Raw genomic sequence first — 20,453 nt, forward strand, 5'->3', positions numbered from 1 at the left:
CCTCCGCGGCACACTGAGGGAGCCGCGGAGACCCTCCCGCGCAGGACGGAGACTCCGATGGGCGCGGTCAGCACCTTCCTCTGGTTCGACGACGCCGCGGGGGAGGCGGCGCGCTTCTACACCGAGCTGGTGCCGAACTCGCGGATCACCGGCAGCCAGGTGCTGCCGGACGGCTCCCCGTCGCCCGGCGAGGTGCTCTCGGTGACCTTCGAGCTCGACGGGCAGCGGTTCCAGGCGATCAACGCCGGGCCGCGGTTCCCGTTCACCGAGGCCGTCTCGATCGTCGTGACCGTCGGCAGCCAGTCCGAGCTCGACCGGCTGTGGGACGCCCTGATCGCGGACGGCGGCGAGGAGAGCCGGTGCGGCTGGCTCCGCGACCGCTGGGGGCTGTCCTGGCAGATCGTGCCGGAGGTCCTCCCGCGTCTGCTCGGAGGCGCCGACCCCGAGGGCGCCGCACGCGCACTGCAGGCGATGCTCGCGATGGGCCGCCTCGAGATCGCGGAGCTGGAGCGGGCCTATGCCGGCGCGTGACTCCGGTCGCCCGCGCCGCTCGACCTCGCTGCGGCGCGCGTACCTCCGCGACTACCGCTACGCCTACGGCTCGCGCTTCGTGCACCTGCGGGAGGGCTGGGACGTGTCGCGGTACGCGTCCGGCGACGGCGCTCCGGTGCTGCTCATCCCCGGGATCTACGAGACGTGGCAGTTCCTCCGGCCCATCGCCGAGAGGCTGCACGCGGCGGGCCGTCCGATCCACGTGCTGCCGGCGCTCGGCTACAACACGCGGCCGATCGTCGCGTCGGCCGGACTCGGCCAGGACTACCTGCGCGAGCACGATCTGCGCGGAGTCGTCGTCGTCGCGCACAGCAAGGGCGGCCTGATCGGCAAGCACATGATGGTCGTCGACGACCGCGAGGACGGGCGCATCGAGCGGATGATCGCCGTGTCCACCCCGTTCAACGGCTCGTCGCTCGCGCGGATCGCCCCGGCGCGGGCGCTCCGCGAGTTCGCGCCGCACCGCCCGCTCATCCGCTCCCTGCTGGCCGAGCGCGAGGCCGACGCCCGCATCACGTCGATCTACGGCATGCGCGACCAGTACATCCCCGGAGGGAGCCGCCTCGCCGGCGCGCGCGAGAACATCGCGGTGTCGGTGGTCGGCCACTTCGCGCTGCTCTCGAGCCCGAAGGTCCTCGACCTCATCGCCGCCCGGGTCTGAGGCCGGATCGGATCCGCCGGGCTCGCCGCCCGCGTGAGGCGCCTGCCGTGCGGCGCGACCTCGACCGGACGCGGGCCGACTCGGCGACGGGCCGAGCCGCCCGCCGTGCTCAGGACCAGGGCGTGAGCAGCACGAGCGGGATCTGCCGCTCGGTCTTCGTCTGGTACTCGGCGTAGTCCGGCCACGCGGCGACCGCGCGCTCCCACCAGGCCGCGCGCAGATCGCCCTCGAGCACGCTCGCGGTGAAGTCCTTCTTCACCGGCCCGTCCTGCAGCTCGACGTGCGGCTCCTTGAGCATGTTGCCGTACCAGACGGGGTGCTCGGGCGCGCCGCCCTTGGACGCGACGACCACGTACTCGCCCTCGTGCTCGACGCGCATCAGCGCGGTCTTGCGGAGCTTCCCGGTCTTCGAGCCGACGGTGGTCAGGACGATGATGGGGCGGCCTCGGAGGAGGTCGCCCTCGGCTCCGCCGGTCCGCTCGTAGAGCTCCGCCTGCTCGCGGGCCCACTCGGACGTGCTGGGTTCGTACTCTCCTGTCAGCGGCATGACTCCGATCGTACGGCCGCGGCGGCCCCGGCGGCCGACCCGCGTGCAGGAGGATGGAGCGGTGTTCTCCGCAGACCCGTTCGACCGAGCCCGCATCGCCCTCCTGCGCGACGACCTGATCCGCGCCCGCTACGGCGTGGACGCCGTGCGGGGGCTCTGGGGCGACGAAGCGGCCGAGGCGCTGCACCGAGGCGACCGGGTCCCCGCCCGCCGCGCCCTCGAGCGCAGCGGCGACCACGACGCGCTGGCCACCCTCGCCCGCCTGTTCCTCCTGGCCGATCCCGTCTCGGCCGACGACGCGGAGGAGGCGTTCGGCGCTCTCTCGCTGGAGGGAGCGGTGGAGCTCGGCCTGGTGCGCGTCGAGGCCGGAGCCGTCGTCACCGCGGCGCTCGACCTGCGGCCCTACGACGTGGTCGACCAGCGCGGCGCGGCCTCGTGGTGGATCGCCTCCGACCTCGGGGAGCTCGCCCTCGGCCGCGCGCTCGACGAGGACCACGTGCTCGGCGTCGGCGGCGCGAGCCTCACGCTGACCGGGCTGATGATCCAGCGGCCCGTCGGCCGCGTGCTCGATCTGGGGACCGGCTGCGGGATCCAGGCGCTGCACGCCTCCCGCCACGCCGAGCAGGTGGTCGCCACCGACATCTCCGAGCGCGCGCTCGCGCTCGCCTCCTTCACCGCGGCGCTCAACGGGATCGAGAACATCGAGTTCCGCCTCGGCAGCCTCTACGAGCCGGTCGCGGGCGAGCGCTTCGACCACATCGTCACGAACCCGCCGTTCGTCATCACGCCGCGCGCCGAGGGCGTCCCCTCCTACGAGTACCGCGACGGCGGGCTCGAGGGCGACGAGATCGTGCGCCGCGTGATCCTCGGAGCGGCCGAGCACCTGGTCCCCGGCGGTGTCGCGCAGCTCCTGGGGAACTGGGAGTACCGGGAGGGCGCGGACGCCTTCGACCGGATCGCGGACTGGCTCGCCGACGCCCGCAGTCCGCTGGAGCAGGCGCTCGAGGCGGGGCCGGAGGGGCTCGACGCCTGGATGGGCGGGACCGCCTCTCCGCTGGACGTCTGGGTCGTGGAGCGCGAGCGTCAGGACCCGGCGGTCTACGCCGAGACCTGGATCCGGGACGGCGGCACGACCCGCGGCCCCGCGTTCGACGCGCTGGTCGACGCCTGGCTGACCGACTTCGAGCGGCGCGGCGTGATCGGCGTCGGCTTCGGCTACGTCACGCTCCGCCTGCCCGAGCAGCCCCGCCCGCCGATCCGCCGCCTCGAGCGCATCACCACGCCGGTGGCGACCGCGGGCCTGGGCGGGCACCTCGCCGCCTGCCTGGACGCGGCCGAGGCCCTCGCCCCGCTCGACGACCGCGCTCTGGCCGGCCTCGCCCTGGTGGTCGCCGGAGACGTCACGGAGGAGCGGCACTACTGGCCGGGCAACGACGATCCGACGGTGCTGCGGCTGCGCCAGGGCGGGGGCTTCGCGCGGGTGGAGGAGGTCGACACGGCGCTCGCCGCCGTGGTCGGCGCCTGCGACGGCGAGCTCTCGGTGGCGGCGATCGCCGCGGCGGTCGCCTCGCTCCTCCAGGTCGAGGAGGAGGCGGTGTCCGACTCGGTGCTGCCGCGGGTGCGCGAGCTGGTGGCGACGGGCCTGCTGCGGCTGCCCTAGGGGGCGGGGGCGGCTAGAAGAGGGTGGCGGAGTCCTCGACGGCGGGAGCGGCGGGGGCGGCCGGAGCAGCGGCGGTCGGCCATCCGGGCCCGGCGTCGACGGGCTGCCGGCGCTGGTAGGCGGTCGCGGCGCTCCGGGCGCGGACGTCGGCGGCCTCGTTCATCCGGTGGTTGGCGTGCCCCTTCACCCACTCGAAGGTGACGGCCCGGCCCTGCAGCTCCTCGTCGAGCGCCTTGATGATCTCGACGTTCATCACCGGCTTGCCGTCGGCCTTGCGCCAGCCCTTCCGCTTCCAGCCCGGCAGCCACTCGGTGCAGGCCTTGATGGCGTACTGGCTGTCGCAGAGGATGTGCAGCGGCTCCTCCTCCTGCGCGGTCGCGCGCAGCAGCTCGAGCACGGCGGTGAGCTCGCCGATGTTGTTCGTGCCGTGCGACCAGCCGCCCGCGGCCCAGCGCTCGTCGTCGACGTACCAGGCCCAGCCGGCGGGGCCGGGGTTGCCCAGTGCGGACCCGTCTGCGGCGGCGATGATGCTCACGTGCGTCTCTCCTCGTGCTCTCGGTGCTCGCGCCGGTGCGGCGCCCTCCGAGGGTAGTCGGCGGGCGGGGCGGTCCGCGGCGCGCGGCGCGGAGTCAGGCGGAGGAGGAGCGGCGCGCGATCGTCACCCGCGTCGAGTACGGCATCGCAACGGTCCGGCTCTCGCCGAACTCCTCGTCCAGCACGGCGTCGACCGCCGCGAGGACCGCGTCGCGCTCCTCGTCGGGCATCGCGATGACATAGCTGCGGGACGCGAACATGTCGCGCACGCCGGCGCGGTCCAGCTCGAAGGACCACTCGAAGGCGGCGAACGCCACCCGCTCCAGAGCGGAGCCGAGCGGCGGGCGGAGCGTCTCGAACCGCTCGGCGGTGGACGCTCCGGCGACCTCGCCCAGCCGGTGCACCCAGGGGACCGACTCGTCGCGGATGTTCCACACCAGCGCGAGCACGCCCTCCGGGACCAGGACCCGGGCGACCTCGGCTCCCGCGCGCTCGGCGTCGACCCAGTGCCACGACTGCGCGGCGGTGACGAGCTCCGCGGAGGCGTCCGCGGCCGGGATCGCCTCGGCCGTCCCCTCCTCGGGGCGGACCCCGGGCAGATTCGACGCGAGGCGCGCGAGCATCTCCGCGTCGGGCTCGACCGCGGTGACGTCGAGGCCGCGGGACGCGAGCGACGCGGTGAACTTGCCCGTTCCCGCGCCCAGGTCCACGGCGCGCAGCCGGGCGGAGGCATCGGCTCCCGCCGCACGGGCCCGCTCCGGGACGAAGGCGCCCGCCACCCGCGCGGGAGCGTGCTCCACGATCCAGTCGACGGCGTCGTCCGGGTACCCGGGGCGCCCGCGGTCGTAGGCGTCGACCGCGCTGCCGAAGGAGCGTCCGAGCCCGCTCATCGCGCGTCCGCCGCTCGCGCGAGCACGTCCACCGCGTAGCCGTAGCCGGCGATCCCCGCGCCGACGATCACGGCCACCGCGACGTCCGAGAGGTAGGAGTGCTGCCGGAACGCCTCGCGGCGGTGCACGTTGCTCACGTGCACCTCGACCATCGGCAGCTCGGTCGCGAGGACGGCGTCGCGGATCGCGATCGACGTGTGCGTGTACGCCCCGGCGTTGAGCACCACTCCCGAGACGGTGCCGCGGGCCGCGTGCAGCCGGTCGACGATCGCGCCCTCGGAGCTGCTCTGGAAGGTCTCGACCGTGAAGCCGTGCCGCTCGGCCGCCTCCGCCGCCAGCGCCTCGGCGTCGGCGAGGGTGTCCGAGCCGTAGAGCTCGGGCTCGCGGGTGCCGAGCAGGTTCAGGTTCGGGCCGTTGAGGACGAGGATCGGCAGCTTCACGCTCCGACCCTAGCGCCGGGCGTCCCCGCGAGCGGGAGTGGCGGCAGCGCCGCTCGCAGGAGGATCAGCTCGCGCGCATGGGCGTCCAGGCGCCGGTCCTCCTCGGTGCGCAGCTCGAGAGGCGGGACCGGCTCGGCCGCGCCGTCGGCGCCCCGCACCACGAAGACGCTCCGGCACTGCGTGGTCAGCTCCAGCTCGCCGGTCCGCGGGTCCCCGGAGCGCACGTGCACCGCCAGGTGCATGCTCCGCGCGCTCGTGTGGATGAGGCGCGCCTCCACCTCGACCAGGTGCCCGATGCGCACCGGACGGTAGAAGTGGATCCCGCCCGAGTAGACGGCCACCGCGTCACGGCCGGTCCAGCGCTGCGCGACCGCGTCCGCCGCCTCGTCGATCCAGCGCATCACGATCCCGCCGTGGGCGTTGCCGCCCCAGTTCACGTCGCCCGGCGCCGCGAGGAAGCGGAACACGATCCGCGGACCGGTGCCCTCCTCGGTGTACTCCTGCGCCCGCATCACGTCGTGCAGCCGACGGCGGCCCTCGATGCGGGCGGCGGCGCCCTCGGCCAGGGACAGGTCCTCGATCGAGCGGGGCCTCCACTCGGGGACCGATCGCGGCCTCTTCCCGTCGTCGACGGCGACGAACACGAGGAGGCAGTGCGTCGCGTCCTCGTAGACGCCGGTCCGCGGATCCGCCTGCGCGACCTGCACCAGCACGTGCATGCTCGTGCGCCCGGTGTGGATGACGCGGGCGGTCGCCTCGATCAGGTTGCCGACCGAGATGGGCCGGGTGAAGTGGACGTTGCCGACGTACGCCGTCACGCAGTAGCCGCCGCTCCAGCCCACGGCGCAGGCGTAGCCGGCCTTGTCGATCCACTCGAGGACGCGGCCCGCCTGGGCGCTGCGGCCGTCTGCGGTGGCGTCCTGCGGAGCGGCGAGGAAGCGGAGCGTGATGCGGTCGGTCATGGTGCCCGTCGTCGTGGGAGCGGAAGGGGGAGTGGACCCGCGGGGGTGCGAGGAGAGGGGGATGATCCGCCCGCGGGCCACAGGGGTGTCCGGCCGCAGCCGGCTCGGTTCGGGGGATCAGGCCGCCAGCGGCAGCTTCTCGGCGAGGAGCCGGAGCCGCAGGGCCTGGAGCTCGGCGGTCAGCTCGGGCGGAAGGCGGTCGCCGAACCGCGCGAAGAACTCCTCCGTGAGCGCGCACTCCTCCAGCCACGCCTCGACCGGGACGGAGAACAGCTCCTCCTTCTGGGCCGCGGAGAGCAGGAGCCCGTGCGTGTTGATCGCGAGCGGCAGGTCGCCCAGGGGGCTCCGTCGCGCCTCCGCGAGCCCCTCCAGGCGGCGGACGAGCCACTGCAGCACCCGCGCGTTCTCGCCGAAGCCGGGCCAGAGGAACTCGCCGTCCGCGTCCTTCCGGAACCAGTTGACCTGGAACACGGCCGGCGCCGCATCGCCGAGCTCGGCACCGATCGCGAGCCAGTGCGCGAAGTAGTCGGCCATGTTGTAGCCGCAGAAGGGGAGCATCGCGAAGGGGTCGCGGCGCAGCTCCCCGACCGTGCCCTCCGCGGCCGCGGTCTTCTCGGAGGCGACGGTCGCTCCCAGGAAGACGCCGTGCTGCCACGAGGTGGCCTGCATGACCAGCGGGACGTTGCTCGCCCGTCGGCCGCCGAAGACGATCGCGTCCAGCGGCACGCCCTCATGGGCGTCCCAGTCGGCGGAGAGCGACGGGCACTGCACGGCCGGAGCGGTGAAGCGGGAGTTGGGGTGCGCGGCGGGCGTGCCGGACTCCGGCGTCCACGGCTGCCCGCGCCAGTCGGTCAGCCGCTCAGGGACCTCGTCGGTCAGGCCCTCCCACCACACGTCGCCGTCCTCGCGGAGCGCGACGTTGGTGAAGATCGTGTTGCCCCAGAGCGTCTGCACGGCGTTCGGGTTCGAGCTCTCCCCGGTGCCGGGAGCGACGCCGAAGAAGCCCGTCTCCGGGTTCATCGCCCAGAGGCGTCCGTCCGTCCCGCGGCGCATCCAGGTGATGTCGTCCCCCAGTGTCTCGACCCGCCAGCCGGGGATCGCGGGCTGCATCATCGCGAGGTTGGTCTTGCCGCACGCGCTCGGGAAGGCGGCTGCGACGTGGTAGCGCCGGCCCTCGGGGGAGACGATGCGGATGAGCAGCATGTGCTCGGCGAGCCAGCCCTCCTCGCGCCCCATCGCCGAGGCGATGCGCAGGGCGAAGCACTTCTTCGCCAGCAGGGCGTTGCCGCCGTAGCCGGAGCCGTACGAGACGATCTCGCGCGTCTCGGGGAACTGGGTGATGTACTTCACCGGGCTGCACGGCCAGGCGACGTCCTCGCGGGTGACGCCGTCGGCGTCGCGGAGGGGCAGCCCCACGGTGTGCACGCCGCGGACGAACGGGGTCTCCTCGGTGAAGGCGGCGAGCGGCTCGGAGCCCACGCGCGCCATGATCCGCAGGTTCAGCACCGCGTAGGCCGAGTCGGTGACCTGGACGCCCAGCTGCGAGAGCGGACCGCCGACGGGCCCCATCGAGAACGGGACGACGTACATCGTCCGTCCGCGCATCGCTCCGTCCAGGAGGGGAGCGAGCTCGGCCCTCATCGCGCCGGGCTCGCGCCAGTTGTTGGTCGGTCCCGCGTCGGCCTCGTCGACAGTGCAGATGAAGGTGCGGTCCTCGACCCGGGCGACGTCGTCCGGGTCGGTACGGGCCAGGAACGAGCCGGGCCGCCACTCCGGGTTGAGCGGGAGGAGCGTGCCGGAGGCGACGAGCCGCTCGGTCAGGCGGTACCACTCGGCGGGGGAGCCGTCGCTCCACTCGATCGCGTCGGGCTTCAGGATCGCGGCGGTCTCGCGCACCCAGCGGCGGAGGGCGAGCGGCGCCGGCGGCACGACGGGCGCGGGGACGGACGTCGGCGCGGTCATGGTGCTCGGCTCGAGTCGGACGGTGTTGCTGTAGATGCTCATGCTGGCTCCGCTTTCGGTGGTCGTCGTCGACGGGGGTGGGGAGTCGCCGGCCGCAGCCGGGGAGAGGCCGGCCGGGCCGGGAGGGGCGCTCGGTGGCGCCTCAGGCCAGGATGGAGGAGGATCAAGGGGTATTCCCGGCGCTCAGGCGGTCAAGAAACGGTCTTTTTGCGCTTCCGTCACAACAGATCGCTGGAGCTCGCCGTGTCCGATCCCTCGACGCCCGCACCGGGCTCCGACGCCGTGCTGCTCGGGCAGCGCCTGCGCCACTTCCGCACCCGGCGCGGGCTGACCCTCGGGCAGCTCGCGGAGCGCATCGACGTGTCGGGGAGCCAGCTCTCGCTGATCGAGACGGGCCGACGCGAGCCGCGCCTCTCCCTCCTGCAGCGCCTCGCGGCCGCGCTCGGCGTCGAGCTGGCGGCGCTGCTCTCGGACGAGCCGCCGAGCGAGCGGGCCGCGCTGGAGATCGAGCTGGCGCGCGTGCAGAAGGGATCGCTCTACCGCTCGCTCAGCCTGCCCGAGTTCAAGGTCAACAAGGGGCTGAGCACGCCCGTGCTGGAGGCGTTCCTCGGCGTCTACCGCGAGCTCGCCCGCCGCCGGAGCGAGGCCAGCGCCACGCCGGAGGAGGCGCGCCGGGCCAACACCGCCCAGCGGCTCCAGCTGCGCGAGCGCAGCTCCTACCTGCCCGAGATCGAGGCGGTGGCGGGTGAGATGCTCCGCACCGTCGGGCACCGCGGAGGAGCACTGACCCACAGCTCCGTCTCGAAGATGGCCCGGCACCTCGGCTTCGAGATCATCCACGTCGGCGACCTGCCGCACTCGGCGCGATCGGTGATCGACCTCGCCAACGGCAGGATCTACCTCCCGCCCGCCTCGATCCCGGGAGGGCACGGCCTGAGGGCGCTCGCGCTGCAGGCGATGGCGCACCGCCTCCTCGGGCACGAGCGGCCGGTGACCTACGCCGACTTCCTCCGGCAGCGCCTCGAGATCAACTACTTCGCCGCCGCCTGCCTCATGCCGCTGGAGCCGGCCGTCGCGTTCCTCCAGGAGGCGAAGCGCGAGCGGGACATCTCGGTGGAGGACTTCCGGGACGGCTTCGGCGTCACCCACGAGGCCGCCGCCCTGCGCTTCACGAACCTGCTCACCTCACACCTCGACATCCGGATGCACTTCCTGCGGGTGCTGGGGGACGGCTCCATCCAGAAGGCCTACGAGAACGACGGGCTGCCGCTGCCGACCGATGTGACCGGGGCCGTCGAGGGCCAGGTCGTCTGCCGCTACTGGTCGGCGCGCTCCGCGTTCACCCGGACCAACCGGACGACGGAGTACTACCAGTACGTCGACACCCCGGCGGGCACCTTCTGGTCGGCGTCGCAGACCGGGACGACCGCCACGGAGGAGTTCTCGATCACCGTGGGCGTCCCCTTCGCCGAGGCCCGCTTCTTCCGAGGCCGCGACACCGACCGCCGCGAGCTCTCCCGCTGCCCCGACGAGTCCTGCTGCCGGCGCGCCCCGTCGGAGCTCGCCGCGCGCTGGGACGGCAACGCCTGGCCGAGTGCGCGCCTGCACGCGCACGTGCTCGCGCCGCTGCCGTCGGGCACCTTCCCCGGCATCGACGACGCCGAGGTCTACGAGTTCCTCGACGCGCACGCCCGCGAGTCCTGACCCGCCCCGCCGCCGCCTCCTTTCCCCTTCCGCGAGATGCCACTTCGGTACGCCCGCCTCGGCGTGTCTCGTACCCAAGTGGCATCTCGCGAAGGGGCTGTGGAGAACTCCTGCAGGGGTCGGGCGGGTCGGACATCCTCGGGGCATGGACAGCGAGCAAGCCGGGGTGACGGCGTCAAGGGACGGCACGACGAGGCGCGGTCTGGCAGCCGAGCATCCGATCGTCGTGTTCCGAGGGGCGCGGGCGGCGGTGGAGCCGCTCACCTTCGAGGAGCGGATCCGGGCTTACGGCGCGGTCATGCGCCCTGGCGAGTTCTTCTCGCACGCCACGGCGGCGCACCTGCTCGGCCTCCCGGGTCCGCGTCCCGGCGTGACGACGCCGCTCCACGTGTCCGTGGCGCCGCCCCAGCGCGCCGCGCGCCGGATCGGTGTCCGCTCGCACCATCTGTGGGACCCCGCGGTCACGGTGATCGACGCGGGCTACCCGGTCGCCGACCCGGCGTCCACGTTCTGCCACCTGTCCGACTCGCTCTCCCTCGAGGACTTGGTCGTCCTCGGCGACGCGGTCGTCGGGCACGACGAGGAGGGGGAACGGTGCGGGTGGCGCATCGACCCGGAGGCGCTGACCTCTCGTGCGGTCTCGTTCCGGGGCCGCGGCGGGCGGCGGGCCCGCGAGGCGGTGCCCTGGGTGCGGGCGGGCGCGGAGTCCCCGATGGAGACGCGGCTGCGCCTCCTGCTCCTGCGGGCCGGGCTTCCGGAGCCGGAGCTGAACGTCGAGCTGTACGACGACGAGGGCCGGTTCGTCGCGCGGGTGGACCTCGTCTACCGCGACCGACGTGTCGTAGTCGAGTACGACAGCGACCAGCACCGCACGGACCGCGGGCAGTACGAGCGCGACATCCGGCGCACCGAGGCGATCGAGGCTCTCGGCTACCGGGTCGTCCGGGTGCGCTCCGCCGGCGTGCTCCTCCACCCCGAGGAGACCGTCGCCCGCGTGCGGCGGGCCCTGTTCGGCTGAGCTCCGCGAGATGCCACTTCGGTACGCCCGCCTCGGCGTGTCGCGTACCCAAGTGGCATCTCGCAGGGAGGGCCCGCGGGCGTCAGTCGGAGATCAGGGCGCGGGCCGTGCCCTCGTCGAGGATGAGGTCGGTGATGAGGCCGGCCGCCAGGGCGCCGCGCAGGCCCGGCAGCTTCGAGGCGCCCGACACGACGCAGATCCGGCGCGACGCGCGGCGCACCGTGGAGAGGTCCGGACCGCTTGCACGTTCGTTCATGGGGATGTCGTCCCAGCTCCCGTCGGACCGGTAGAACACCGTCGCGACGTCGCCGACGACCCCGGAGCCGCTGAGCGAGGTGAAGTCGCTCGGCTCCAGGTAGCCGCCGATGTAGACCTTCGAGGGGACCGCCGCGAACGGGGACCCGAGTCCGAACAGCGCCACGTCCATCCGCTGCTGCAGCTCCAGGACCCGACGGGTGGAGCGCTCGCGCCACACCGCCTGCTTGGTGGTCGGGTCGTCGAAGAACGCCGGCACCGGGAACTGCTGGACCTTCGCGGCGTAGGCGTCGCCGAAGCGGCGGAGGATCTCGCTCGAGTAGTTGATGCCCGTGGTCTCGGTGTTGCCGGCTCCGTTCAGCTGCACGATCTGCGTGTTGTGCGTCTCCTTGGCGATCAGGTGGCGGCTGATCGCGCTCATCGTGGAGCCCCAGGCGATGCCGACGATCATGTTCGAGTCGATGAACTGCCCGAGGATCCTCGCCGCGGACAGGGCGACCCGTTCGAGCCGGTCGATCTCGCTGGTGTGGTCCGGCACCGGCACGATGTGCGCCGTGATGTCGAAGTGGGACCTCACCTCGGCCGACAGGGCGCTCGCCCGGTCGAGGGGGGAGCGGATCTGGATGTCGACCAGGCCGGTCGCGCGGGCGTGCGAGAGCAGGCGCGAGACCGAGGAGCGCGACGTGTGCAGCTCGTGCGCGATCGCGTCCATCGTCAGATCCTGCATGTAGTACAGCTGTGCCGCACGCAGCGCGTCCCGCGTCTTGTCGGGATGGGTCGCGTGGGTCGTCTCGTCGAGTTCGACGACCGGTCTCACCGGGGTCATAGCGCTCCCTGCACGGATTTCCACCCGTCTTGACCGGATGTGTTGTCGGGTCAAGGATGACTGTATTCCTCCGCGAAATCAATCGTCCATCCGCCCGGCGGAGGATGGACGCAGGCTCCACGGAACACCTACGACACGAAGGCGAGTACGAAGTGGCACAGTCCGACGGAACTCCCGGAAACTCCGCTCTGCGTGAGAGCGTCGCCGCTCTCCGCGACAACCCCCGCGCCACCGTCCTGGTGATCGGCGGCGGCATCAACGGCATCGGCACGTTCCGCGAGCTCGCGCTCAACGGCGTCGACGTCGCGCTCGTCGAGCGGGGCGACTACGTCTCCGGTGCCTCGAGCGCCTCGAGCCACATGATCCACGGCGGCATCCGCTACCTCGAGAACGGCGAGTTCCGACTCGTCAACGAGGGTGTGCACGAGCGCAACGGCCTGCTGAAGATCGCTCCCCATTACGTGAAGCCGCTGCAGACGACGATCCCGATCTACTCGACGTTCTCGGGCATCCTCGCGGCCCCGCTGCGCTTCCTGACCCACAAGTCGGGCAAGCCGCAGGAGCGCGGCGCGCTGCTGATCAAGGTCGGCCTCACGATGTACGACTTCTTCTCCCGCGACGGCGGCACGGTCCCGCGCCACCAGTTCCACGGGCGCAAGCGCTCGCTGAACGAGCTCCCCAAGCTCGACCCGAAGATCAAGTACACCGCCACCTACTTCGACGCCTCCGTGCACGAGCCCGAGCGCCTCGCGCTCGACGTGCTCCACGACGCGCTGATCGGCGGCAGGAAGGCGCGCGCGGCCAACTACGTCGAGGCCGTCGGCGCCGACGAGAAGGGCGTCGTCCTGCGCGACCGCGAGTCCGGCGAGGAGTTCACCTTCGCGGCCGACGTCGTCGTCAACGTCTCCGGGCCTTGGACCGACTTCACCAACACGGCCCTCGGCACGACCACGAAGTTCATGGGCGGCACCAAGGGCTCCCACATCGTGCTCGACAACCCCGAGCTGGTCGAGGCCTGCGAGGGCCGCGAGATGTTCTTCGAGCACAGCGACGGCCGCATCGTCCTCATCTACCCGCTCAAGGGCCGCGTGATGGTCGGCACGACCGACATCGACGCCGACCCCACGAAGCCGGCGGTGTGCACGGAGGAGGAGATCGACTACTTCTTCGAGCTCGTCAACCACGTCTTCCCGGCGATCCGCGTGGACCGCTCGCAGATCGTGTTCAAGTTCTCCGGCATCCGCCCGCTGCCGCGCCACGACGACGAGGCGCCCGGCTTCGTCTCCCGCGACTACCGCATCGAGCCCTCGACGCTCCCCGGCAACGGCTCGCCCGTGCTCAGCCTGGTCGGCGGCAAGTGGACGACGTTCCGCGCCCTGTCCGAGCACCTCTCGAACGAGGTCTTCAAGCGGATCGGCGTGACGCGTCGCGTCTCGACCGTGAAGACCCCCATCGGAGGCGGCAAGGGCTTCCCGCGCACCGACGCGTCCCGCGCGCAGTGGATCAGCCAGCACCGCTCCGGCCTGTCCTCGGCCCGGACGGGCCAGCTGCTCGAGCGCTACGGCACCCGCGCGCAGGAGGTCATCGAGGCCCTGGCCGACGGACACGACGAGGCGCTCGACTTCGACAAGGACTTCACCACCGGTGAGATCCGCTACCTCGCCCAGCGCGAGAGCGTGGTGCACCTGATCGACCTGGTCATGCGCCGCACCAACCACGCCTTCACGGGCGGCCTGAGCCGCGAGCTCCTCGACGAGCTCGCCGAGCACACCGGCGCCGTGCTGGGCTGGGACGACGCGAAGCGGGCGTCCGAGGTCGACGCGACCATCGCGCACCTCAAGGAGTACAACGGCGTCGACGTCGGGGGCACTTCGGTGCAGACCCCGACGGCCGTGCCCGCCTCCTGATCGGCGATCAGGCGCGGATCGACGGAAGCCCCGGACCGAGGACCACCTCGACCGGGGCTTCTGTCGCGACAACGCACAAACGTGCACGCGCCGTTCCTTGTCGCTAGGACAGGGCGCCGATAACTTCACACCGTCGGGCATCGAAGCCCGCCGCGGGCGCCTGTGCGCGTCCGTCTTACGAAAAGGAAAAGGTCAACGTGGACAATCTCGGAGTGGTCTTCCTCGCCGAAGTCGTGGGAACGGCCATGCTCGTGCTCCTCGGCTGCGGTGTCGTCGCCAACGTCGCGCTCGTGAAGAGCAAGGGTCTCAACGGCGGAACCCTCATGGTCAACATCGGCTGGGGCTTCGCGGTCTTCGCCGGCGTGATCGTCTCGTACAACTCGGGGGCGCACCTCAACCCCGCGGTCACCCTCGGCCTCGTCGCGAGCGGTGCGACCGAGTTCGGTTCCGGCGTGCCCGTCAACATCGTCTCGATCCTCGTCTACATCCTCGCCCAGATGATCGGTGCGATCCTCGGCGCCGTGTTCTGCTGGCTCGCCTACAAGCAGCACTTCGACGAGGAGCCCGACGCGGCCAACAAGCTCGGCGTCTTCTCGACCGGCCCGGCGATCCGCTCGTACGGCTGGAACTTCGTCACCGAGGTCATCGGCACCTTCGTCCTCGTCTTCGTCGTCATCGGCTTCGGCGGCGGACGTCAGGGCGACGGCGGTCTGGCCGCACTCGGTGCGCTGCCCGTCGCCATCCTGGTGATCGCGATCGGCGCCTCCCTCGGCGGCCCGACCGGCTACGCCATCAACCCCGCCCGCGACCTCGGCCCCCGCATCGCGCACGCGCTGCTGCCGATCAAGGGCAAGGGCTCGAGCGACTGGAGCTACGCCTGGGTGCCCGTCGCCGGCCCGATCGTCGGTGGTGTGCTCGCGGGCCTCGCCTCGCTCGTGCTGCTCCCGGTCCTCTAGACCGCCGCGCTTCCTCTCACCCCCGTTACGAAGGAGTAATCATTCATGGCTGACTACGTCATCGCTATCGACCAGGGGACCACGTCGTCCCGCGCGATCATCTTCGACAAGAAGGGATCGATCGTCTCCACCGGCCAGAAGGAGCACGAGCAGATCTTCCCGCGCGCCGGATGGGTCGAGCACGACCCGATCGAGATCTGGAACAACGTCCGCGAGGTGATCGGCCAGGCGCTCTCCCGCGCCGACCTGACCCGCCACGACATCGCCTCCGTCGGCATCACCAACCAGCGCGAGACCGCTGTCGTCTGGGACAGGACGACCGGCAAGCCCGTCTACAACGCCATCGTCTGGCAGGACACCCGCACCCAGTCGATCGTCGACCGCCTCGCGGGCGACGAGGGCGCGGACCGCTTCAAGTCGATCGTGGGCCTCCCGCTCGCGACCTACTTCTCCGGGACCAAGATCGTCTGGATCCTCGAGAACGTCGAGGGTGCGCGCGAGAAGGCCGAGGCGGGCGACCTGATCTTCGGCACGACGGACACCTGGGTCCTCTGGAACCTGACCGGCGGCATCGACGGCGGCGTCCACAAGACCGACGTCACCAACGCCTCCCGCACCCTGTTCCTCGACCTCGAGACCCTCGAGTGGCGCGACGACATCCTCGAGGCCTTCGGGGTCCCGAAGTCGATGCTCCCCGAGGTCTGCTCCTCCTCCGAGGTCTACGGCCACGTCGAGTCCTCGTCGCTGCTGCGCGAGGTCCCGATCGCCGGCATCCTCGGCGACCAGCAGGCCGCGACCTTCGGCCAGGCGGCGTTCGATCCGGGCGAGGCGAAGAACACCTACGGCACCGGGAACTTCCTGATCTTCAACACGGGCACCGAGATCGTCCACTCGAAGAACGGGCTGCTGACGACCATCGGCTACAAGCTCGGCGACGGCGAGGTGCACTACGCGCTCGAGGGCTCGATCGCGGTCTCCGGCTCGCTGATCCAGTGGCTGCGCGACAACCTGGGGCTCATCGGCTCGGCCCCCGAGGTCGAGGCACTGGCCGCCACGGTCGAGGACAACGGAGGCGCGTACTTCGTCCCCGCCTTCTCGGGTCTGTTCGCCCCCTACTGGCGCTCGGACGCGCGGGGAGCCCTCGTCGGCCTCACCCGCTACGTCAACAAGGGCCACATCGCTCGCGCCGCGCTCGAGGCGACCGCCTTCCAGACCCGCGAGGTCCTGGACGCGGTCAACGCCGACTCCGGCGTCCCCCTGCAGGAGCTCAAGGTCGACGGCGGCATGATCGCCAACAACCTGCTCATGCAGTTCCAGGCCGACATCCTCGGCGTCCCGGTCGTCCGACCCGTCGTCGCGGAGACCACGGCGCTCGGAGCGGCCTACGCGGCCGGTCTCGCGGTCGGCTTCTGGGAGAACCTCGACGACCTGCGCCAGAACTGGCAGGAGGACTCGCGCTGGACCCCGCAGATGGACCAGGACGAGGCCGCCCGCCAGTACCGCCTCTGGAAGAAGGCCGTCACCAAGACCTTCGACTGGATCGACGAGGACGTGCAGTAGCACCGCACCGCTGAACGACGAGGGCCCGCGCACGCAGAGTGCGTGGGCCCTCGTGCGTGGATCTCGATACGCCCGCTGCGCGGGCTGCTCGATCAGCACGGGGTGGATCGCTGCGCGGGCTGCTCGATCGACAGGCGAGAGGAGCGGCCGCTTTCATGCTGGTCGAGTAGCGCGCAGCGCGTATCGAGACCCGCCCCGGGGGAGCTCCGTCAGAGCAGCGGGCGCCGACGCCCCGTCGCGACCGCGAGGAGCGCGAGGGCCAGCAGCCGGGCCGGACCCGCCAGTACGGCCGCGGCCGTGGGCGGCGCGGACGCCGACAGCGCGGCGAGGGGCATGGCGTCCTCGAGGACGGTGCCGCTCGTGAAGGTCACGACGCTGAGCGGCGCCAGGGCCGCGAAGAGCACGAAGAGCGGTGCCCGGACGATCGTGCCGACCAGCGCGCCCCAGATCGCGCCACCGACACCAGCCACGGGCACGAGGGTCACGACGCCGACGTCCGGGGTGCGACGATCATCGATGCGCGGCACGGGTGAGGTCGGTTCGCGCCTCTGGCCCTACCTGCCGACCTCGATGCTAGACATATCCGTATGAATGATGCAGCGGTGAAGAAACGACTCTCGGCACGGCGGTGGCTGTCGTGAGATCCCGTTCCGACCTCGTCGTCCTCGTCGTCCTCGGTCTGTACGGTCTCGTCCGGGTCGTCCTCGAGGCCCCTGCGGTCGTCGTATCGCCGAGCGCGCTCGGGATCGTGTCGCTGTGCACCTCCGCCGTGCTCCTCGTCGTGGCGATCGCGGCGCTCGCCCTCGAGCTGCGGCACCGACGGAGGAAGCGTGCTGCTGCGGTCTCGACCGCCGCCGCCCAGATGGGCCGAGAGGCCGTCGGCGGGTAGTGCAGCCGGCCCGTCGGCCCGCGTCAGCGCCCACCGCGCGTCGACCTCCCGTCACGCTGGTCGATCAGCCCCGCAGGGGCGTATCGGGACCCGCCGTCGTCAGCAGGGCGGGGCAGCAGACGAATGCTCTGATGCTGGTGGATCTCGCTACGCCCGCTGCGCGGGCTACTCGATCAGCACGGGGTAGTCCCCACTTCGACGAAGCGACCTTCCCTCTGAGTGCCGCCGCCGATCGAGACGCCGGACCGGGACCGCTCAGCCCGTGAGCCCCGCGACCGCGTCGAGCTCGTCCAGCGAGCCGATCCGGCGCACGCCCAGCTCGACCGCTTCGGGCGGCAGCTCGCGCCCGTGCTCGGGACCGTCGACGCGGTCGAGCCAGACGCCGCGCACGCCCGCAGCGGCCGCGCCGATCGCGTCGGTGCCGAGCCGGTCGCCGACGTAGAGGGCGTCCGCCGGGGACACGCCGAACCGCTCGCAGGCGATGGCGAAGATCCGGGCGTCCGGCTTGGTGACGCCGACGTCGCCCGAGGCGATGACGTGCTCGAAGCGCCCTGAGAGGCCCGTGCCCTCGATCTTCCCCAGCTGGAAGTCGAGTACACCGTTGGTGATGACGCCGAGGCGGACCCCGGCGGCGTCGAGCCGGTCGAGGACGGGCAGCGCGTCGTCGTGAAGGGTCCAGGCGGCGACGTAGTGCTCGAGGTACCCGCGGAACCAGGAGCTCGCCTCCTCGGGAGTCAGCGCGACTCCGGCCTCCGCGGCGAAGTCCGTGGCGCGCGCCCGCCGCTGGCCCTCGTAGTCGAGCTCGCCCGCGAGGTAGCGGTGGTAGTGCTCCTCCTCGAGCAGGTGCCAGCGACGCTGCACCTCGGCCGGCTCGTCGGCGTACGCGTCGCCGAGCGAGACGGCGTAGGCGGCGATCCCCTCCCGCACGGCGCGGGCATGGGCGAAGAGCGTGTCGTCGAGGTCGAAGAGCGCGAGCCGCAGCACGGCCGGCTCAGCGGACGCGGCGGAGGAGGCCGAGGGAGTCGTAGACCGCGGCGAGCGTGCGCTCCGCGGTCTCGGACGCGCGCTCGGCGGCGAGGGAGAGGACCCGGTCGAGCTCGGCCGGGTCGGCGAGCAGCTCGGCGGTCCGCGCGCGGATCGGCTCGAAGGTGGCGGCGACCACCTCGACGAGGCCCTTCTTGAGGTCCCCGTAGCCGCGGCCCGCGTACTCCTGCTCGAGCGACTCGACGGAGCGGTCGGCGAGGACGGAGTAGATGGTCAGGAGGTTCGAGACGCCGGGCTTCGCCGTCCGGTCGAAGCGCACCTCCGACTCGGTGTCGGTCACGGCGCGCATGATCTTCTTCGCGGTCGCCTTCGGATCGTCGAGCACGCTGAGCAGGCCTGCATCCGACTCCGCCGACTTCGACATCTTGGCGCCCGGGTTCTGCAGGTCGAAGATCTTCGCGGTCTCGCGGACGATGTGGGGCTCCGGCACGGCGAAGGTCTCGCCGAAGCGCGAGTTGAAGCGCGCCGCGAGATCGCGAGTGAGCTCCAGGTGCTGCCGCTGGTCCTCGCCGACCGGCACCGCGTCCGTCTGGTAGAGCAGGATGTCGGCCGCCATCAGGATCGGGTAGGTGAAGAGGCCCACCGACGCGGCCTCCGTGCCCTGCTTCGCCGACTTGTCCTTGAACTGCGTCATCCGGCTGGCCTCGCCGAAGCCGGTCAGGGTGTTGAGGACCCAGGCGAGCTCGGCGTGGGCGGGCACGTGGGACTGGATGAAGAGGGTCGAGCGCGCGGGGTCGATGCCCGCGGCGATGTACTGCGCCGCGGTGGCGCGGGTGCGCTCGCGGAGCTGCTGCGGATCCTGCGGGACCGTGATCGCGTGCAGGTCGACGACGCAGAAGTAGGCGTCGAAGTCCTCCTGCATCGCGACCCACTGGGTCAGCGCGCCGATGTAGTTGCCGAGGTGCAGCGACCCGGAGGAGGGCTGCATGCCGGAGAAGATGACGGGCTTGGCGCCCGGGGTGCTGGGAGTCATGGGTGGCCTCGAGGGGTCGGGATCGCGGGGGAGAGGGTCAGAGCTCGTAGTCGACGACCACGGGGGAGTGGTCGGACCAGCGGGTGTCGTAGGAGGCGGCGCGGTCGACCTCGTAGCTGCGGGCGAGGTCGGCGAGCGCGGGCGTGGCGAGCTGGTAGTCGAGGCGCCAGCCGGTGTCGGTGTCGAACGCCTGGCCGCGCTGCGACCACCACGTGTAGGGTCCGGGCACCTCGCCCGCGAACCGGCGGCCGAGGTCGACCCAGCCGAGTCCTGCACCGGCGTTGTAGTCCGGGTCGCCCTCGGCGCCGACGAAGCGGTCGAAGTAGGCGCGCTCCTCCGGGAGGAAGCCGGCCTTCTTGACGTTGCCCTTCCAGTTCTTGATGTCGAGCGTGCGGTGACCGACGTTGAGGTCGCCCATCACGACGGCGAGCTCGCTGTGCGCCCGGATCTCGGGCAGGCGCGCCTCCATCGCGTCGAGGAAGCGGTACTTCTCGACCTGCTTGGGGGTGCCGACCTCGCCCGAGTGGACGTAGGTGGAGACGACGGTGATCGAGCGGCCGCCGACCTCGTAGTCGGCCTCGAGCCAGCGTCCGGCCGAGTCGAAGTCGTCGGCGCCGAACGTCACGCGGTGGATCGTGGCGCGCTTGCGGGAGGCGAGCGCGACTCCGGCACGGCCCTTGGCGGTCGCCTCGTCGTGCAGCACGTCCCACTCGTCGCCGAGCAGTCCGGTGAGGTCGTCGGTGGAGGCGCGGACCTCCTGCAGGGCCAGGACGTCGACGTCGCGGGCGGCGAGCCAGTCGCCCATCCCCTTGCGGTAGGCGGCGCGGACGCCGTTCACGTTGACGGAGGCGATGCGGAGGGTGCTGGATGTCACCCGGACATTCTACGGAAGGGGTCCGACACAGACGCGCGGGCGGGGGCCGCTCCGGACCCACCGCCGTGCGATCTGCAGGGGACGAGCCGCTCCCGGGCGCCTCCTCCTCGCAGGATCGCCCCTTCGGCTCGGATCCCCTGCAGACTGCACGCCCCCCTGCAGACCGCACGGCGGTGGGTCCGGAGCGGCCCCCGCCCGCGCGTCTGTGTCGGACCCCTTCCGTAGAATGTCCGGGTGAC

20 protein-coding genes are annotated in these 20,453 nt (G+C 72.0%); 9 read left to right on the forward strand and 11 right to left on the reverse strand.

Going from position 1 to position 20,453, the window contains the following annotated elements; translation table 11 throughout:
* Positions 1 to 57: 57 nt before the first annotated feature.
* Both C5D44_RS13980 and C5D44_RS13985 read left to right on the forward strand, forming a co-directional pair.
* Positions 58 to 531, forward strand: a complete 474-nt coding sequence (locus C5D44_RS13980; protein WP_104275372.1) for a VOC family protein — start codon at positions 58 to 60, stop codon at positions 529 to 531.
* On the forward strand, positions 518 to 1,213 hold the full coding sequence (locus C5D44_RS13985; protein ID WP_104275371.1) for a triacylglycerol lipase: 696 nt from the start codon (positions 518 to 520) through the stop codon (positions 1,211 to 1,213). The genes C5D44_RS13980 and C5D44_RS13985 overlap by 14 nt, the downstream gene beginning before the upstream one ends.
* Before the next feature lie 109 nt (positions 1,214 to 1,322).
* Here the strand turns inward: C5D44_RS13985 and C5D44_RS13990 are convergent, their stop codons facing one another.
* Positions 1,323 to 1,760 (reverse strand): nitroreductase family deazaflavin-dependent oxidoreductase, encoded by a 438-nt coding sequence (locus C5D44_RS13990; protein ID WP_104282019.1) that lies wholly within the window; start codon positions 1,758 to 1,760, stop codon positions 1,323 to 1,325.
* A 61-nt stretch (positions 1,761 to 1,821) separates the two neighbouring features.
* Here C5D44_RS13990 and C5D44_RS13995 point away from each other — a divergent pair, with 61 nt between their 5' ends.
* Positions 1,822 to 3,420: a methyltransferase gene (locus C5D44_RS13995; protein WP_258067991.1), complete on the forward strand. Its 1,599-nt coding sequence runs from the start codon at positions 1,822 to 1,824 to the stop codon at positions 3,418 to 3,420.
* A 13-nt stretch (positions 3,421 to 3,433) separates the two neighbouring features.
* On the opposite strand, the gene C5D44_RS14000 is transcribed toward C5D44_RS13995, so the two are convergent.
* The 5 genes from C5D44_RS14000 to C5D44_RS14020 form a co-directional block, all read right to left on the reverse strand.
* Positions 3,434 to 3,955: a ribonuclease H gene (locus C5D44_RS14000; RefSeq protein WP_104282021.1), complete on the reverse strand. Its 522-nt coding sequence runs from the start codon at positions 3,953 to 3,955 to the stop codon at positions 3,434 to 3,436.
* 94 nt (positions 3,956 to 4,049) lie between these two features.
* The gene (locus C5D44_RS14005; protein ID WP_104282022.1) at positions 4,050 to 4,844 is read right to left on the reverse strand and encodes a class I SAM-dependent methyltransferase; all 795 of its coding nucleotides are present in this window, start codon (positions 4,842 to 4,844) and stop codon (positions 4,050 to 4,052) included.
* Complete coding sequence (gene aroQ, locus C5D44_RS14010) at positions 4,841 to 5,284, reverse strand: type II 3-dehydroquinate dehydratase (protein WP_104275366.1); 444 nt, start codon at positions 5,282 to 5,284, stop codon at positions 4,841 to 4,843. The genes C5D44_RS14005 and aroQ overlap by 4 nt, the downstream gene beginning before the upstream one ends.
* Positions 5,281 to 6,246: an acyl-CoA thioesterase gene (locus tag C5D44_RS14015; protein ID WP_104282023.1), complete on the reverse strand. Its 966-nt coding sequence runs from the start codon at positions 6,244 to 6,246 to the stop codon at positions 5,281 to 5,283. Before C5D44_RS14015 ends, aroQ begins: the two co-directional genes overlap by 4 nt.
* A gap of 117 nt (positions 6,247 to 6,363) precedes the next feature.
* Positions 6,364 to 8,208: a phosphoenolpyruvate carboxykinase (GTP) gene (locus C5D44_RS14020; protein WP_104282032.1), complete on the reverse strand. Its 1,845-nt coding sequence runs from the start codon at positions 8,206 to 8,208 to the stop codon at positions 6,364 to 6,366.
* Between the two features lie 243 nt (positions 8,209 to 8,451).
* On the opposite strand from C5D44_RS14020, the gene C5D44_RS14025 reads away from it, so the two are divergent.
* Together C5D44_RS14025 and C5D44_RS18670 are read left to right on the forward strand one after the other, a co-directional pair.
* Complete coding sequence (locus tag C5D44_RS14025; RefSeq protein WP_104282024.1) at positions 8,452 to 9,912, forward strand: helix-turn-helix domain-containing protein; 1,461 nt, start codon at positions 8,452 to 8,454, stop codon at positions 9,910 to 9,912.
* 145 nt (positions 9,913 to 10,057) lie between these two features.
* On the forward strand, positions 10,058 to 10,930 hold the full coding sequence (locus C5D44_RS18670; RefSeq protein ID WP_104282025.1) for an endonuclease domain-containing protein: 873 nt from the start codon (positions 10,058 to 10,060) through the stop codon (positions 10,928 to 10,930).
* Positions 10,931 to 11,012: 82 nt separating this feature from the next.
* Here the strand turns inward: C5D44_RS18670 and C5D44_RS14035 are convergent, their stop codons facing one another.
* A complete protein-coding gene (locus C5D44_RS14035; protein WP_104223198.1) occupies positions 11,013 to 12,011 on the reverse strand; it encodes a sugar-binding transcriptional regulator in 999 nt (332 codons plus the stop codon).
* A gap of 152 nt (positions 12,012 to 12,163) precedes the next feature.
* Here C5D44_RS14035 and C5D44_RS14040 point away from each other — a divergent pair, with 152 nt between their 5' ends.
* The 3 genes from C5D44_RS14040 (at position 12,164) to glpK (ending at position 16,434) form a co-directional block, all read left to right on the forward strand.
* Positions 12,164 to 13,918 carry a glycerol-3-phosphate dehydrogenase/oxidase gene (locus C5D44_RS14040; protein WP_258067993.1) on the forward strand — a complete coding sequence of 585 codons (1,755 nt, stop codon included), beginning with the start codon at positions 12,164 to 12,166 and terminating at the stop codon, positions 13,916 to 13,918.
* A gap of 245 nt (positions 13,919 to 14,163) precedes the next feature.
* Entirely contained in the window at positions 14,164 to 14,874 is a 711-nt protein-coding gene (locus C5D44_RS14045) for an MIP/aquaporin family protein (protein ID WP_374952909.1), read from the forward strand.
* 45 nt (positions 14,875 to 14,919) lie between these two features.
* Positions 14,920 to 16,434, forward strand: coding sequence for a glycerol kinase GlpK (glpK, locus tag C5D44_RS14050; protein WP_104226427.1), 1,515 nt, complete (start codon positions 14,920 to 14,922; stop codon positions 16,432 to 16,434).
* A gap of 209 nt (positions 16,435 to 16,643) precedes the next feature.
* Here the strand turns inward: glpK and C5D44_RS14055 are convergent, their stop codons facing one another.
* Complete coding sequence (locus C5D44_RS14055; RefSeq protein ID WP_146088062.1) at positions 16,644 to 16,904, reverse strand: hypothetical protein; 261 nt, start codon at positions 16,902 to 16,904, stop codon at positions 16,644 to 16,646.
* Positions 16,905 to 17,071: 167 nt separating this feature from the next.
* On the opposite strand from C5D44_RS14055, the gene C5D44_RS14060 reads away from it, so the two are divergent.
* A complete protein-coding gene (locus C5D44_RS14060; RefSeq protein ID WP_146082527.1) occupies positions 17,072 to 17,323 on the forward strand; it encodes a hypothetical protein in 252 nt (83 codons plus the stop codon).
* Between the two features lie 255 nt (positions 17,324 to 17,578).
* Here the strand turns inward: C5D44_RS14060 and C5D44_RS14065 are convergent, their stop codons facing one another.
* Genes C5D44_RS14065 through C5D44_RS14075 form a run of 3 tightly spaced genes read right to left on the reverse strand, consistent with a single transcriptional unit; the run spans position 17,579 to position 20,214 of the window.
* Entirely contained in the window at positions 17,579 to 18,307 is a 729-nt protein-coding gene (locus C5D44_RS14065) for an HAD family hydrolase (RefSeq protein WP_104282028.1), read from the reverse strand.
* A 7-nt stretch (positions 18,308 to 18,314) separates the two neighbouring features.
* Positions 18,315 to 19,340, reverse strand: coding sequence for a tryptophan--tRNA ligase (gene trpS / locus C5D44_RS14070; RefSeq protein WP_104282029.1), 1,026 nt, complete (start codon positions 19,338 to 19,340; stop codon positions 18,315 to 18,317).
* Positions 19,341 to 19,377: 37 nt separating this feature from the next.
* Complete coding sequence (locus tag C5D44_RS14075; RefSeq protein ID WP_104275357.1) at positions 19,378 to 20,214, reverse strand: exodeoxyribonuclease III; 837 nt, start codon at positions 20,212 to 20,214, stop codon at positions 19,378 to 19,380.
* Between the last annotated feature and the right edge of the window lie 239 nt (positions 20,215 to 20,453).

This window comes from Rathayibacter sp. AY1B5 (assembly GCF_002932795.1).
Classification (GTDB): Bacteria; Actinomycetota; Actinomycetes; order Actinomycetales; family Microbacteriaceae; genus Rathayibacter.

Bases quoted from the DNA above. Each gene is read 5' to 3' on its own strand.
- C5D44_RS13980 (WP_104275372.1), top strand. From the start codon at position 58: ATGGGCGCGGTCAGCACCTTCCTCTGGTTCGACGACGCCGCGGGGGAG.
- C5D44_RS13985 (WP_104275371.1), top strand. From the start codon at position 518: ATGCCGGCGCGTGACTCCGGTCGCCCGCGCCGCTCGACCTCGCTGCGG.
- C5D44_RS13990 (WP_104282019.1), bottom strand. From the start codon at position 1,760: ATGCCGCTGACAGGAGAGTACGAACCCAGCACGTCCGAGTGGGCCCGC.
- C5D44_RS14005 (WP_104282022.1), bottom strand. From the start codon at position 4,844: ATGAGCGGGCTCGGACGCTCCTTCGGCAGCGCGGTCGACGCCTACGAC.
- C5D44_RS14015 (WP_104282023.1), bottom strand. From the start codon at position 6,246: ATGACCGACCGCATCACGCTCCGCTTCCTCGCCGCTCCGCAGGACGCC.
- C5D44_RS14020 (WP_104282032.1), bottom strand. From the start codon at position 8,208: ATGACCGCGCCGACGTCCGTCCCCGCGCCCGTCGTGCCGCCGGCGCCG.
- C5D44_RS18670 (WP_104282025.1), top strand. From the start codon at position 10,058: ATGGACAGCGAGCAAGCCGGGGTGACGGCGTCAAGGGACGGCACGACG.
- C5D44_RS14035 (WP_104223198.1), bottom strand. From the start codon at position 12,011: ATGACCCCGGTGAGACCGGTCGTCGAACTCGACGAGACGACCCACGCG.
- C5D44_RS14045 (WP_374952909.1), top strand. From the start codon at position 14,164: ATGCTCGTGCTCCTCGGCTGCGGTGTCGTCGCCAACGTCGCGCTCGTG.
- glpK (WP_104226427.1), top strand. From the start codon at position 14,920: ATGGCTGACTACGTCATCGCTATCGACCAGGGGACCACGTCGTCCCGC.
- trpS (WP_104282029.1), bottom strand. From the start codon at position 19,340: ATGACTCCCAGCACCCCGGGCGCCAAGCCCGTCATCTTCTCCGGCATG.